This window comes from Glycomyces endophyticus (assembly GCF_039531525.1).
Lineage (GTDB): Bacteria > Actinomycetota > Actinomycetes > Mycobacteriales > Micromonosporaceae > Glycomyces > Glycomyces endophyticus.
Map to the genome: position 1 here is coordinate 178,584 of NZ_BAAAQF010000022.1, position 13,669 is coordinate 192,252.

12 protein-coding genes are annotated in these 13,669 nt (G+C 74.7%); 5 read left to right on the forward strand and 7 right to left on the reverse strand.

What is annotated here, in order from left to right:
• Positions 1 to 28 precede the first annotated feature (28 nt).
• From arfB to ABD419_RS21525, 5 genes are all read right to left on the reverse strand, one after another.
• A complete protein-coding gene (arfB, locus tag ABD419_RS21505; RefSeq protein ID WP_344490943.1) occupies positions 29 to 448 on the reverse strand; it encodes an alternative ribosome rescue aminoacyl-tRNA hydrolase ArfB in 420 nt (139 codons plus the stop codon).
• A 12-nt stretch (positions 449 to 460) separates the two neighbouring features.
• Positions 461 to 1,498: an aminoglycoside phosphotransferase gene (locus ABD419_RS21510; RefSeq protein WP_344490946.1), complete on the reverse strand. Its 1,038-nt coding sequence runs from the start codon at positions 1,496 to 1,498 to the stop codon at positions 461 to 463.
• A 26-nt stretch (positions 1,499 to 1,524) separates the two neighbouring features.
• Complete coding sequence (locus tag ABD419_RS21515; protein WP_344490949.1) at positions 1,525 to 2,610, reverse strand: hypothetical protein; 1,086 nt, start codon at positions 2,608 to 2,610, stop codon at positions 1,525 to 1,527.
• Positions 2,611 to 2,786: 176 nt separating this feature from the next.
• Positions 2,787 to 5,279, reverse strand: a complete 2,493-nt coding sequence (locus ABD419_RS21520) for a DEAD/DEAH box helicase (protein ID WP_344490952.1) — start codon at positions 5,277 to 5,279, stop codon at positions 2,787 to 2,789.
• Between the two features lie 47 nt (positions 5,280 to 5,326).
• Complete coding sequence (locus tag ABD419_RS21525; protein ID WP_344490955.1) at positions 5,327 to 6,127, reverse strand: exodeoxyribonuclease III; 801 nt, start codon at positions 6,125 to 6,127, stop codon at positions 5,327 to 5,329.
• A 102-nt stretch (positions 6,128 to 6,229) separates the two neighbouring features.
• Here ABD419_RS21525 and ABD419_RS21530 point away from each other — a divergent pair, with 102 nt between their 5' ends.
• The 5 genes from ABD419_RS21530 (at position 6,230) to ABD419_RS21550 (ending at position 11,539) form a co-directional block, all read left to right on the forward strand.
• Positions 6,230 to 8,503, forward strand: a complete 2,274-nt coding sequence (locus ABD419_RS21530) for a hypothetical protein (RefSeq protein WP_344490957.1) — start codon at positions 6,230 to 6,232, stop codon at positions 8,501 to 8,503.
• A gap of 75 nt (positions 8,504 to 8,578) precedes the next feature.
• Positions 8,579 to 9,358, forward strand: a complete 780-nt coding sequence (locus ABD419_RS21535) for an exodeoxyribonuclease III (protein ID WP_344490960.1) — start codon at positions 8,579 to 8,581, stop codon at positions 9,356 to 9,358.
• Between the two features lie 67 nt (positions 9,359 to 9,425).
• Positions 9,426 to 10,388, forward strand: coding sequence for a coiled-coil domain-containing protein (locus ABD419_RS21540; protein ID WP_344490963.1), 963 nt, complete (start codon positions 9,426 to 9,428; stop codon positions 10,386 to 10,388).
• Positions 10,389 to 10,400: 12 nt separating this feature from the next.
• A complete protein-coding gene (locus tag ABD419_RS21545; protein ID WP_344490966.1) occupies positions 10,401 to 11,039 on the forward strand; it encodes a maleylpyruvate isomerase N-terminal domain-containing protein in 639 nt (212 codons plus the stop codon).
• A 56-nt stretch (positions 11,040 to 11,095) separates the two neighbouring features.
• Positions 11,096 to 11,539, forward strand: a complete 444-nt coding sequence (locus tag ABD419_RS21550) for a hypothetical protein (RefSeq protein ID WP_344490969.1) — start codon at positions 11,096 to 11,098, stop codon at positions 11,537 to 11,539.
• 80 nt (positions 11,540 to 11,619) lie between these two features.
• Here ABD419_RS21550 and ABD419_RS21555 read toward each other — a convergent pair whose 3' ends face one another.
• Both ABD419_RS21555 and ABD419_RS21560 read right to left on the reverse strand, forming a co-directional pair.
• A complete protein-coding gene (locus ABD419_RS21555) occupies positions 11,620 to 12,114 on the reverse strand; it encodes a methylated-DNA--[protein]-cysteine S-methyltransferase (RefSeq protein WP_344490972.1) in 495 nt (164 codons plus the stop codon).
• Positions 12,111 to 13,622, reverse strand: coding sequence for a DNA-3-methyladenine glycosylase 2 family protein (locus ABD419_RS21560; RefSeq protein ID WP_344490975.1), 1,512 nt, complete (start codon positions 13,620 to 13,622; stop codon positions 12,111 to 12,113). The genes ABD419_RS21555 and ABD419_RS21560 overlap by 4 nt, the downstream gene beginning before the upstream one ends.
• Between the last annotated feature and the right edge of the window lie 47 nt (positions 13,623 to 13,669).

The following is a 13,669-nucleotide window of genomic DNA, read 5'->3' on the forward strand; positions in this document are numbered from 1 at the left end:
CCCTCGCATACGGGTGCGACCCCTGCGTTCAGTCGCCGGTGTCGCGGCGGCCGCGTTTGAGGTTGCCGCGGCGCTTCTTGTCGTCGAGGCGGCGGCGCTGCTGGCCTTTGGACGGCTTGGTGGGGCGGCGGGCCGGAGGCGGGGCGGCGATGGCGCGGCGCAGGACCTCGCCGAGGCGTTCGGCGGCGGCCTCGCGGTTGCGCAGCTGGGAGCGGAACTCCGAGGCGGCGATGACGACGGTGCCGTCGACCAGGCGGGAGGCGAGGCGCGCGAGGGCGCGTTCGCGCAGCGCGGGCGGGAAGACGGCGGTGGCGGCGAGGTCGAAGACGAGTTCGACGCGCGAGTCGGTGGTGTTGACGCCCTGCCCGCCGGGGCCCGAGGAGCGGGAGAACCGCCAGCGCAGCTCGGCGTCGGGGATCGCGTACTGGGCGGTGACGGTGACGGGCATGCGCGTGTGCTTTCAGGCTTCGAGTGCGGTGCGGGCCCAGCGGACGAGCATCGCGAAGATCGGTCGGCGCCGCTCCAGGACGGCCTCGTCCGCGGCGGTGTCGTAGTCGCTGCTGCCGATCGGGCGTCCGGCGGTGAGGCCCTGGAGCATCACCGGAGCGAGCCAACAGTACTTGGCGGCGCCGGCGGCCGCGACGGCTTTTCGCACGCCCGCCTCGTCGCGGTGGCCGGCCTCGGCGAGTCCGCGGAGGTAGGCGCCGGTGAGGGCGGTCTCGGTGTCGGCGAGGCGGTCGACGTCCTGGTGGCCGTCGAAGAACGTGTCGGGGATGAGGTTGGCGAGGTCTTCGCCGATGGCGCCGCGGCCGGTGAACGCCCAGTCCAGGAGCACGAACTCGCCGCCGGGGCGCCGGTAGAGGTTCATGGGCCACACGTCGAGGTGGCAGGCGGTCTGGGGTGCGGCCTCGGTGCGGGCGAACAGGTCGGCGCGGCGGTTCCAGATCGTGCGCAGGCCTTCGCGGAGGTCGGCGGGCCAGTGGGCGGCGGCGGCCGGGTGGTCCCAGTCGACGGGGCCGAGGTCGCGGCGGCCGGCGTAGGAGCGCAGGAACCGGTGGGAGTGCCACGGCAGGTCGGGGGCGGGCCGGCCTTGGACGGCGCCGAGGCGGTAGGCGAACTCGGCGAGGTCGTCGGGGCCGAGGCCGGTGCCGGGGGTGCCGGTGACGTGTTCGAGCCACAGTTCGACGCTGCCGTCGGGGCGTTCCCCGGCCGCGAGCAGGTCCGGTGCCCCGATGCCGTGGTCGCGGCCGTAGGCGGCGGCGAACCCGGTGGTGTAGGCGAGGGGTTCGCGGCGCCAGTAGTTCCAGTGCCGCGGGTCGGGGGAGGCGGACCAGTCGCCCCGGCCGTCGCCGGCGGGCGTCAGGTGTTTGAGGATCGCGCTGCCGCCGGGGCCGGTGACGGCCCAGATGCCGCCGGTGGCCTGGTTCCCGGTGTTGTGCGTCAGCGCGGTCGCGCGGGCGGGGGTCCCGATGGGGGAGTGGCGGGGGTCGTCGAGCACGCCGAGGATTGTGCCAGGCGGTCCGGTCACGGGTCGAGGAGGCCGGGCAGCCAGTCGCTGACCGCACCGGTGTTGAGCGCGGGCCCGGAGCCGGCGGTGTCGCTCGAGCATGCGGCGGCGGCGGTGTCGCAGGTGCGCGCGTCGAACGCGACGACGGTGCGCAGCGGCTGCGGGTCGGCGCCGGCGGCGTTGAACTCGGCCCACCGGGCCAGCGGCACCGGGCCGGGGTCGGTGAACGGTTCGAACGCCACCGTGCCGGTGCCGTGGTCGGTGCCCACGGGCAGGCAGGCGGGCAGGACCAGGCGGTCCTCGACCGGGAACGCCGGGGCCGCGGTCGGGACGGTCTCGAACGTCCAGGCGTGTGCGGCCGGGTCGGCGTACCGGTCGGTCAGGTGCAGGTCGTGCAGGCGCTGCACGAGGCCGGGGTCGGTCGCGCATTCGGGCGGCGGCTGGTGCTGGGGCCACCAGGCGTTCGGTCCCCACAGGCGGCTGTCGTAGGGGTTCCCGGTGTCGAAGCCGAGGCCGAAGTAGTCGATCAGCGGTTCGAAGCCGGCGGGGTCGAGGTTCGCGGTCTGGGTGATGAACACGTCGTCGGGCCGCCAGGGACCGTCCTCGCCGTCGCCGGGGAGCACCGCCGTGTCGGGCGGCTCGTGCCGGTCGCCGCGGACGCACGCCTGGAGCAGTGTCGGCCCGGCGGCGGTGGCGGCGCGGGCGTTGAGGCAGTGCGGGCCGCCCTCGGTCGCGGTCGTGGCGGCGACCGCGACCCGGATCCCGGTGCCGTGAACATCCTCGTACGTCTCGGCGCGGACCGCGGTCACCTCGAGGTAGGTCTCCCACACGAGGTCCAGGGACAGGCCGGGGGCGGTGAGGTGCGCGCTGGCGGTCGGTCCGTCGATGCCGCCTGCGAGGGCGCCCGCGTCGGCGGCGGCGGGTGCGGCGGCGAGGTCGGCGCCGCTCCAGTCGTGGCGGTCGGCCGACGCGCTCGCGAGGGCGCGGGCGGCCTCCCACAGGCCGGTGCCGTACACGCCGGCCAGCGCGAGCGCGGCGGCGGCGAGGACCGCGGTCCACCGCTCGCGCAGGGTGAACCGGTCCGCGGTCAGGAGCGGGGGCATGCGCTGATGCTATCGAGGTGCGCGCGGCCTTGGGGTGCAGCGGAACCGGCGCCGCCGTCCCCGGGGCACGGCCGGGCCGTCCGGGCGCACGCCGCAGACGCCGGGCGCGGTCGGGGACCGGGCCGGCCCCGTCTGCGGCGAGGCCGACCCGGTCCCCGCCGGGTTCCGGCTCGGTACTACAGCCGGTCGGAGAAGTCCTGCACCGCCAGGGCCACGGTGCCGGTCTCGTCGGAGGCGTCGAGGTCGACGGTGAAGACCATGGCCCAGTCGCGGTCGCCGGCGGGGTCGTCGATCGTCTGGCGGACGGTCCAGGTGCGGCCGTCCTTGGCGATGTCGAGGAACGCGGCGCCGCGGGCGTCCCCGGCGGTGCCGATGTCGTCGTGGGCGGCGAAGTACGCCTCCAGGGCCGTGTCCCAGCGGGACTTCGGCCAGCCCGAGTCCAGGGCCGCGAGCGCGTCGGGGCGGTCGGCGGCGGCGAGTTCGACATGGCGGAACGCGGCGTTGCGGACCGCGATGGTGAACGCCCGCTCGTTGTCGGTGAACGCCCGGGCCGGCCGGCCGGTGTCGAGGTCGCCGTCGTCGTCGGCGGGGTTGGTCAGCTGCTCCCACTCGTTGATGAGCGAGGAGTCGGTCTGGCGGATCGTCTCGCCCAGCCACGCGGTCAGGTCGTCGACCTCGGGCCCGCCGGTGTCCTCGGGGAGGGTCTGCACGAGCGCCTTGTACGCCGAGGACAGGTAGCGCAGGAGCAGGCCCTCGGCGCGCGGCAGCGAGTAGAGGGCGATGTACTCGCCGAAGCTCATGCGGCCCTCCCAGATCTCGCGGAGGATCGACTTCGGTTCCAGGCTGTAGTCCGCGGCCCACGGGTGGGAGCGCCGGTAGGCGTCGAACGCGTCGTCGAGGAGGTCGGCGAGGGGCTTGGGGTAGTCGACCTCGGCGTCCTCGAGCTGGTTCATGCGGTCGTAGTAGTCCAGGCCCTCGGCCTTCATCGCGTTGACGGCCTCGCCCTTGGCCTTGTTCCGCTGCGCGGCGAGGATCTGCCCGGGGCCCTCCAGGGTCGACTCGACGACGGAGACGACGTCCATCGGGTAGTCGTCGGCGTCGGGGTCGAGCAGTTCGAGGGCGGCCAGCGCGAACGGGGCGAGCGGCTGGTTGAGCGCGAAGTGGTCGGGCAGGTCCACGGTGAGCTTCACGGCGCCGCCGTCGATGACGATGATCCCGGCGTCGCGCAGCGTCCGCGCGATCGTCACAGCGGTGCGCGCCATCCGCAACTGGGTCGCCCGGTCCGCGTGGGAGTCCTCGATGAGGGTCCTGACGTGGTTGAACGTGTCGCCGCCGCGGCCCAGGAGGTTGATGAGCATCGCGTGGGTCATGCGCATGCGCGACACCAGCGGCTCGGGGGCGGCCTCCGACAGGCCCTGGAACGTCTCCTCGGACCAGCCGACGAACCCCTCGGGAGGCTTCTTCTTCGCCATCTTCTTGCGCTTCTTCGGGTCGAGGCCGAACTTCTGCTGCGCCTTCTCGTTCTCGATGACGTGCTCGGGGGCCTGGCAGACCACGAACCCCTCGGTGTCGAACCCGGCCCGGCCGGCCCGGCCGGCGATCTGGTGGAACTCACGGGCGCGCAGGCGCCGGGTGCGGCGCCCGTCGTACTTCGCCAACCCGGTGAACACGACGGTGCGGATCGGCACGTTGATGCCGACGCCGAGGGTGTCGGTGCCGCAGATGACCTTCAGCAGGCCCTGCTGGGCGAGGCGCTCGACCAGGCGCCGGTACTTCGGGAGCATCCCCGCGTGGTGCACGCCGATCCCCGACCGGACCAGGCGCGCGAGCGTCTGCCCGAACTTCGTGGTGAACCGGAACCCGCCCAGGGCCGCCGCGATCGCGGCCTTCTGCTCCTTCTCCACCAGCGGCAGGGACGCCAGGGCCTGCGCGGTCTCCAGGGCGGCCGCCTGCGTGAAGTGCACGATGTACGCCGGGGCCTGCTCACCGCGGACGAGGAGCTCGACCGTCTCGTGCAGGGGGGTCTTGCGGTACTCGTAGTGCAGCGGGACCGGGCGGGTCGCGGAGGCGACCAGAGCCGTCTCGCGGCCGGTGCGCCGCGTCAGGTCCTCCTCGAAGAACGCCGTGTCGCCCAGGGTCGCGGACATGAGCGTGAACTGGGCGCGGTGCAGCTCCAGCAGCGGCACCTGCCACGCCCAGCCGCGGTCGGGTTCGGCGTAGAAGTGGAACTCGTCGGCGACCACCGAGTCGCAGTCCAGGGCCGCGCCCTCGCGCAGCGCCAGGTTCGCGAGGATCTCCGCGGTGCAGCAGATCAGCGGCGCGTCCGGGTTCACCGCGGCGTCGCCGGTGAGCATCCCCACGTTCTCGTGCCCGAACTGGTCGCACAGCTCGAAGAACTTCTCCGACACCAGGGCCTTGATCGGCGCGGTGTAGAACGACGTCCGCTGGTTCGCCAGCGCGTTGAAGTGCGCGGCGGCGGCGATGAGCGACTTCCCCGACCCGGTGGGGGTCGCGACGATGACGTTCTGCCCGGTGCAGATCGCCAGGAGGGCCTCCTCCTGGTGCTCGTACAGGACGATCCCGGAGTCCTCGGCCCACTGGGCGAAGGCGGCGTACACGTCGTCGGGTTCCGGTCGGTCGGTCCCGGGCAGGTAGTCGATGAGGCTCACGCGTACCAATGGTGCCCGCACCCCCGCCCCGGCGGCGAGGCGGCCCCTCAGTGGTCGTAGGCGACCGCGACCGGAGCGTGGTCGGACCAGCGCAGGTCGTGGGAGGCGGCGCGGTCGACCCACGCCTTCGTGGCCTTCGCGGCCAGGCCCGGGGTCGCCACGTGCAGGTCGATGCGCCACCCGGTGTCGTTGTCGAACGCGCGGCCCCGGTACGACCACCACGAGTAGGGGCCCTCCGCGCCCGGGTGCATGGCCCGGACGACGTCGACGAACCCGCGGGGCCCGTACACGTCGGTCAGCCACGCGCGCTCCTGCGGGAGGAACCCCGCCGACTTGCGGTTCGCGCGCCAGTTCTTCAGGTCGGCCTCGGCGTGCGCGATGTTCCAGTCCCCGCACACCAGGTACTCCCGGCCGCCGTCCCGGGCCGTCTTCGCGGCGGTGACGAGGTAGTCGGCGAAGACGGCCATGAACCGCTCCTTCTCCTCCTGGCGGGGCGTGTCGGCCTCACCGGAGGGCAGGTACAGGGAGGCGACGGTCAGGCCCGGCAGGTCGACCTCGGCGTACCGGCCGGCGCCGTCGAACTCCTTGGACCCGAAGCCGATCCGGGTCGCCTCCGGTTTGTCGCGGGTGAGGACCGCCACGCCCGCGCGGCCTTTCGCCGTCAGCGACGGCGCCAGCAGCCAGTGCCAGCCGCCGGCGGCCGCGACGTCGGCGGGGATCTGCGTGTCGTCGGCGCGGACCTCCTGGAGGAGCACCACGTCCGCTTCGACCTTGGCGAGCCAGTCCACCAGGCCCTTCTTGGCGGCGGCCCGGACTCCGTTGACGTTGGCGGTGACGATGGTGCGCATGCGCCCACCCTAACGCGGCCCACCGACGCCCCCGGGGAACGGCGCGGGCCGCGGGCCGGGACGGACCCGGACCGGACGCGAGGACCCCATAGACTACGGGGCATGACACAGGTGGCGGGTCGGCGGCGAGTGCCCAGAGGCGGTTCACGGGTGCGGTGGGCCGTGGCCGGCCTGGCCGCGGCGGCCGCGATGCTGGCCCTGCCGCAGCCCGTCCACGCCGCGGCCGAACCCGAGGCCGCCGGCGTCGTCATCGTCGGCGTCCCCGGCCTCAAGTGGTCCGACATCGACGAGGCCGACACGCCGAACCTGTGGGACCTGGCCGACGAGGGCGCGTCGGCGGCGATGAGCGTGCGCACCCTCGGGTCGTGGACGTGCCCCGAGGCCGGATGGGTCAGCCTCGGCGCCGGGGAGCGCGCCGGCGGCGTCGCCCCCCGCGACGCCCAGTGCTCGGCCCAGTCGAGCCTGCCCGCGCCCGCCGACACCGGCGACGGGTGGACCGTCGAAGGGTGGGACGCGTTCGTCGAGGCCAACAGCGCGTTCAACTACGGGGCCCGGCTCGGGTCGCTCGCCGACGCGCTCGCCCAGGCCGCCCTCGCGCAGGAGGCCGCCGCCGCCGAGGCCGAGGCCGACGGCGAGCCCGTCCCCGAGGCGAACCCGGGGTCGTGCGTCGCCGCCGTCGGCGACGGCGCCGCGCTCGCCGCGGCCGACACCGAGGGCCGCATCGCCTACTGGGCGCCGGGCCTGGAGTCCCTCGCCGACGCCATGGCCGCGTGCGACGTCGTCATCGTCGACCCCGGCGTCGTCGTCGGCGACACCGCCGACAACGCGCCCGACACCACCACCGACTACGACCAGCTCGGCGAGGACGACACCGAGGTCGGCACCGAGGAGACCAGCGGCGCCGAGGACGCCGGGGAGATCGAACCGGAGACCGACCCCGTCCGCACCGCCGCCGCCCGCCAAGCGGACGCCGCCGTCGCCCAGGTCCGCGAGGCCCTCCCCGAGGACTGGCGGCTCATCGTCGCCGGCGTCAGCGACGCCGCCGCGCCCTCCTCGCTCCACCCCGTCCTCTACACCGGGCCCGGCATCGCCCCCGGCGAGCTCACCTCCTCCACGACCGGCCGCGACGGGTACGTGCAGCTGACCGACCTGACCGCGACCGCGCTCGCGGTCGTGGGCGCCGACATCCCCGCGACCGTCGCGGGCGCGCCCGTGACCGTCCGCCCCGACGCCGGCCACACCGCGGCCGCCGCGGTCGCCAAAGGCACCGACGAGACCGCCGCCGCGGCCGCCGTCGCCGACGTGTCCCCGAACTTCTACTGGACGCTGTCGTTCGTCGGCGTCGCCGTCATGTTCGTCGCCGCGCACTTCGTCGCCGGCTCCGACCGGCTCCGGCGCACCTCCCGCACGATCTGCATCGCGTTCTCGACCGTCCCGGTCGCCGGCGTCGCCGCGGGCATCCCCCCGTGGTGGCGCGCCGACCACCCCAAGCTCGCGTTCTGGGCGCTCATCGTCGCCGGCATGGTCGTCCTCACCGCCGCCGCGTCCCTGCCGTGGACGCGCACCGGCGCCCGGCCCGTCCTCCTCATCGCCGGCGTGTGCGCCGGACTCATCGCCGTCGACCAGATCTCCGGCGCGACCTGGCCCCTCCACACCCCCATGGGGTACACCGCGCAGGCGGGCGCCCGGTTCACGGGCCTGGGGAACTACGCGTTCAGCGTGTTCGCCGCCGCCGTGCTGCTGCTGGTGTGCTTCATCCCCTGGCGGGGCCGCGCCCGCGTGTGGGGGCCGCTCGCGCTCGGCGTGTGCGCGGTCGTCATCGTCGGCGCGCCCATGCTCGGCCGCGACATGGGCGGCACGCTCACCCTCGTCGCCGCGGGCATCCTGTGCTGCCTGAAACTGTGGGGCCGGCGCCTGTCCATCGGGTCGCTCGCGCTCGCCGGCGGGATCGCGTTCACCGTGTTCGCCGTCGGCGGCATCCTCGACTACCTGCGCCCCGAGGAGGACCAGACGCACCTGGGCCGGTTCGTCGGGTCCGTCCTCGACGGGTCCGCGCAGCTCATCCTCGTCCGCAAGGCCCGCGCGGCCCTGGGCACCGTCGACGAGTCCATGGCGTTCATCTCGTTCGCCGCGCTCATCGCCGCCGTCCTCATCTGGCGCCGGCGCGCCCCCATCCGCACCGACCCCGTCGCCGCCGCCGTCGTCGGCCTCACCGCCGTCGCCGTCATCGGCGGCCTGGTCAACGACTCCGGGATGGCCATCCCCGGGTTCACCGCCGCCCTCGGGTTCGGGCTCCTGGCCGCCGCCGTCGGCCCCCGCCCCGCCGCACCCGTCCCCGCGCCCGAACCCGCGGCCAGGACCCCCGCCGCGACCTGACCGGAGGCGCCCCGCGCGACACCGCGCACCCCCGGTCCGCCCGGTCACGCACCGCAGCCGGGTAGGGTGAGGCGCATGCGCGTGGCCACCTGGAACATCAACTCGCTCAAAGCACGGCTCGAGCGGGTCCTGGCCTGGCTGGCCTCGGCCGAACCCGACGTCGTCTGCCTCCAAGAGCTCAAATGCGCGACCGCCGACGTCCCCGCCGACGCGTTCGAGCGGGCCGGGTACGAGGTCGCCGCGTGGGGCACCGGCCGCTGGAACGGCGTCGCGATCCTCTCCCGCGTCGGCATCGCCGACGTCCGCCAGGGCATCGCCGCGCAGCCGGCGTTCGCCGGCGAGACCGAACCGCGCGCCCTCACCGCGACCTGCGGGCCCGTCCGCGTCCAGACCCTCTACATTCCCAACGGCCGCGACACCGCCGACCCGCACTTCCCGTACAAGCTCGCGTTCCTCCAGGCCCTCGCCGCCGACGCCGCGGCCGACGCCGCCGGGGCCCTCCCGTTCGCCGCCATGGGCGACTACAACATCTGCCCCACCGACGACGACGTCTGGGACGTCGAGGAGTGGACCGGCACCACCCACGTCACCACCGACGAACGCGACGCCCTCACCGCCGTCAAGGCCGCGGGCCTCGCCGACGTCTTCCCCCGCGCCCTCAAACACGACCGGCCGTTCACGTTCTGGGACTACCGCAACCTCGACTTCCCCAAGAACCGCGGCCTGCGCATCGACCTCGCTCTCGCCAACCCCGCGTTCGCGAGCGCCGTCACCGACGCCTACGTCGACCGCAACGAACGCAAAGGCAAAGGCGCCTCCGACCACGCCCCCCTCGTGATCGACCTCGACCTGTAGACCCACGCGCGGCCACCCCACCGACCACGAGCCGCGCCCGACCCGCCGGAAGGGCTGACCTCCACCCGTGCGACATAAGATCCTCTCCGCGCTCCTGCTCATCGCGCTCATCGCGCTCGTGCCGGCCCCGGCCGCCGCCGAACCCGACGAGGAGACCCTCGAGGCCGACCTCGCCGCGGCCATCGCCGCCGTCAACGACGCCCAGGCCGCCGTCGACGACGCCGACGCCCGCACCGCCGAGCTCGCCGTCCAGATCGCCGACACCCAGGCCCGCTTCGCCGAACTCCAGACCGCGCTCGACGACTACGCGCTCTACCTCCACACCGAAGGCGACCTCCAGCAGACCAACGCCATCCTCTCCTCCCAGGACGCCCAGGACCTCATCGACGCCATGACGTTCACCGGGTTCCTCGGCGACGAGCGCGCCGCCCTCCTCACCGAGGCCGGCGACCTCCTCACCCGGCTCGAAGCCGAGCAGGCCGCCCACGCCGACACCGTCGCCGAGGCCGCGCAGGCCCTCGACGACGCCGAACAGGCCCAGGAAGACCTCGAAGAGCAGCTCGAGGAGCTGCGCGCCGAAGAAGCGGCCGGGCCCGGCTCCGACGGCGGCGCCCCCGGCGCCGGCGGATACGACGGCGGCGACGGCGGCTGCACCGAGGACGACCCCACCACCTCCGGGTGCCTCACCCCCCGCACCCTCCACATGTACAACGAGACCAAAGAGGCCGGGTTCGACCACTACGTGTCCTGCTACCGCTCCGGCGGCTCCGGCGAGCACCCCCTGGGCCGCGCCTGCGACTGGGCCGCCGACGCCTCCGGGTTCCAGAACTCCGACGCCTCCGGCGACGACAAGACCTACGGCGACGAGCTCGCCGCCTGGTACGTCAACAACGCCGACGCGCTCGGCGTCGAATACGTCATCTGGTACCGCCAGTTCTGGTCGGCCGGCTCCGGATGGCGCTCCTACTCCGGGCAGGACGGCACACCCGCGGGCGACCACACCAACCACGTCCACGTCTCCATGCAGTAGCGGAGGAACACCATGTCCGACACCAGGCTCCAGTACCTCGCCGCCGCCGCCACCGCGCTCGCCCTCCTCGACACCGAGCAGGTCGCCGACCACTGGACCGAGCCCTCCGCCCTCGAAGGGTTCACCGTCGGCGGCCTCGCCGCCCACCTCGCCCAGCAGATCACCTCCGTCACCGCCGCCCTCGACGCCGACCCCGCCGGCAAGGACCCCGTCACCCTCCACGAGCACTACCGGCGGGCCGCCTGGGTCGGCGCCGACATCGACAACGACTACAACACCGCGATCCGCGACGGCGGCGAGCAGGCCGCCGCCACCGGCCACGCCGCCGTCCTCACCGACGCCTCCAGCGCCCTCCAGCGCCTCGCGACCGACCTCCCCGCACTGGCCGCCGCACACCTCACCGGGAACACGCGCTGGCCGTACGCGATGCGCCTGGACGACTTCCTGACCACCCGGCTCCTGGAGCTCGTCGTCCACGCCGACGACCTCGCGTACTCCACCGGCCTGGACACGCCCGAGTTCGACCCCGACGCGTTCGCGGCCGCGACCGCGCTCCTGGCGCACCTGGCCGCCGAGCGGCACGGCCAGGCCGCGCTCGTGCGGGCCCTGGCCCGGACCGAGCGGGCCCCCAAGACCATCAGCGGCCTGTGACACCGACGCCCCGTATATGAGGCGTGCACGCGCCGGGACGGGGTAGGGTCGCGGCCATGGTCTCCCCGCCGACGCCGACCGCCCGCCGCGCCCTCGCCGCCGCCGCGTGGCTGCTGGTCGTCCTCGCCGGGCTCATCGCCGCGGTGTGGGGCGTGGCGTGGGCGATCGAGGGCGGCCCCCAGCCGACCGCCGACGCCGTCGAGCAGGCCGTCCACATCGACCTGCCCGAGGGCACCGACGTGATCGACGCCGACCTGACCCAGACCCAGCCGCCGACGCCCGGCGACCGCGCCGAGGCGACGCTCCGCGTCCCCGCCGACGCGTTCGGCGAGTTCATCGACGCGAACGGCATGGACGCGCCCCTCGTCGCGGGCGTGACACCGGCCGGGACCGCCTCGGGCGTCATCCCGGCCGGATGCACCGACGAGGTCTGCTACTCCGCGACGATCGTCGTCACCGACGACGCCGTCGAAGTCACCCTCACCGTCACCCTCCTCTAGAACCGGCACGCACCGCAAGGGGCCGCGCACGCCGCCTCGGCGCACACGGCCCCCTCGAGCGGACCCGGGACCCGCCGGTCCTACGCGAACAGCGCCGGCTCGCCCCGCTCCAATCCCAGCAGCCACTCCTTGCGCCACAGGCCGCCCGCGTAGCCCGTGAGCTTCCCGTTCGAGCCGATCACCCGGTGGCACGGCACCACGATCGCGATCGGGTTGCGCCCGTTCGCCAGCCCCACCGCCCGCACCGCCTTCGGGTCGCCCAGGCGCCGCGCCACGTCCAGGTACGACCACGTCTCCCCGTAGGGGATCCGCACCAGCTCCGACCACACCCGGTGCTGGAACCCCGTGCCCGCCGCGGCCAGCGGCAGGTCGAAGTCCTTCAGCTCGCCCGCGAAGTACGCCAGCAGCTGCTCCTCGGCCGCGTCCAGGACCGGCGTGGACGCCTCGGGCCCCCACGCGTCCTTGATCTCCTCCACGCCCATGTGGACGTACGTGAGGCCCTCCTCGACCGCCGACACCGCCATCAGCCCCAGCGGGGACTCGAACGTCACATGCCTCGCATCGGTGCGCATCATGCGCTCGCCTTCTCTCGTGATCCAGTCGCATCGTCGTCGGGAATCCGGTTCGTGGGGTGCTCGCTGCCCGCCCACAGGTACTGCACGGCGTACGCCCGCCACGGCCGCCACGCCTGCGACCGCGCCTCCAGGGCCCGCCCCGCCCCCAGCCCCAGGGCCTGGGCGCCCTTGACCACGCCGAGGTCCTTCACCGGGAACGCGTCCGGGTCGCCCAGCGCGCGCATCGCGATCATCTCCACCGTCCACGGCCCCACCCCCGGGACGGCCGCGAGCTGCTCGCGCGACGCCGCCCAGTCCGCGCCCGGCCCCAGCTCCACCCGGCCCTCGGCCAGCGCCGACGCCAGCGCGAGCACGGTCCGCCGGCGCGACGCCGGCATCGGCAGGTCCGCGGGGTCGGCCTCGGCGAGCGCGGCCGGGTCGGGGAACAGGCGCGTCAGACCGCCCTCGGGGTCGTCGACCGCCTCGCCGTACCGGTCGGCCAGGCGCGAGGCGATCGTCGCGGCCGACGCGGTCGACACCTGCTGGCCGATGACGGCGCGGATCGCGTACTCGGGCGCGTCGGCCTTGCGCGGCACCCGCCGGCCCGGGGTCTTGGCGACCAGCGGCGCGAGCGCCTCGTCGCCGGCGAGGGCCTCCATAGGGGCGACGGGGTCGGCGTCGAGGTCGAGCATGCGCCGGCAGCGGGCGACCGCGGCGGTCACGTCCCGCAGGTCGGCGACGCGCAGCCGCGCCTCGACGTACCCCGGCCCGGGCCGCAGCGCGGCGACGCCGGGACCGCCGGGCAGACGCAGGGTCCGCCGGTAGGCGCCCTCGCGCCACTCCTCGACGCCCGGCGCGGCCGCGGCCGCGAGGTGCCCGAACAGGTTCGAGGGCTCGAACGGCTCCCGGTAGGCCAGGCGCAGGCTGATCGCCCCGCCCCCCGCCGGGCGCGTCCTGGTCTTGGCGCGCAGCTCGGTGGGGGAGCACGCGAACACGTCGGCGACGACGCGGTTGAACGCCCGGATGGACGCGAACCCGGCGGCGAACGCGACCTGGCCCATCGGCAGGTCGGTGCCCTCGATGAGGGTGCGGGCGACCTGGGCGCGCTGGGCGCGGGCCAACGCGGCGGGCCCGGCGCCGACCTCGGCGATCAGGAGCCGCTCGAGCTGGCGCAGGGAGTAGCCGAGGCGGCGGGCGAGCCCGGCGGCGCCCTCGCGGTCGACCACGCCCTCGCCGATGAGGCGCATCGCCCGCGCGCACACGTCCGAGCGCCAGTCCCACGCGGGGGACCCGGGGGACGCGTCGGGCCGGCACCGCTTGCACGCGCGGTACCCCGCGTCCTGCGCAGCCGCGGCGGACGCGTAGAACCGCTGGTGCTCGCGCTTGGGCTTCACCGCCGGGCACGAGGGCCGGCAGTAGATGCGCGTGGAGGTGACGGCCAGGAACACCCAGCCGTCGAAGCGCGCGTCGCGTCCGGCGACCGCGGCCTGGAGCTGCTCCTCGTTGCCGAGTATCTGAAGATCCGCCATGCGTCCAGCTTGCCCGCCGGGGGCGGCAACGGCTAGCCAGAAACCGA

Bases quoted from the DNA above. Each gene is read 5' to 3' on its own strand.
- arfB (WP_344490943.1), bottom strand. From the start codon at position 448: ATGCCCGTCACCGTCACCGCCCAGTACGCGATCCCCGACGCCGAGCTG.
- ABD419_RS21515 (WP_344490949.1), bottom strand. From the start codon at position 2,610: ATGCCCCCGCTCCTGACCGCGGACCGGTTCACCCTGCGCGAGCGGTGG.
- ABD419_RS21525 (WP_344490955.1), bottom strand. From the start codon at position 6,127: ATGCGCACCATCGTCACCGCCAACGTCAACGGAGTCCGGGCCGCCGCC.
- ABD419_RS21530 (WP_344490957.1), top strand. From the start codon at position 6,230: ATGACACAGGTGGCGGGTCGGCGGCGAGTGCCCAGAGGCGGTTCACGG.
- ABD419_RS21535 (WP_344490960.1), top strand. From the start codon at position 8,579: ATGCGCGTGGCCACCTGGAACATCAACTCGCTCAAAGCACGGCTCGAG.
- ABD419_RS21545 (WP_344490966.1), top strand. From the start codon at position 10,401: ATGTCCGACACCAGGCTCCAGTACCTCGCCGCCGCCGCCACCGCGCTC.
- ABD419_RS21550 (WP_344490969.1), top strand. From the start codon at position 11,096: ATGGTCTCCCCGCCGACGCCGACCGCCCGCCGCGCCCTCGCCGCCGCC.
- ABD419_RS21555 (WP_344490972.1), bottom strand. From the start codon at position 12,114: ATGATGCGCACCGATGCGAGGCATGTGACGTTCGAGTCCCCGCTGGGG.
- ABD419_RS21560 (WP_344490975.1), bottom strand. From the start codon at position 13,622: ATGGCGGATCTTCAGATACTCGGCAACGAGGAGCAGCTCCAGGCCGCG.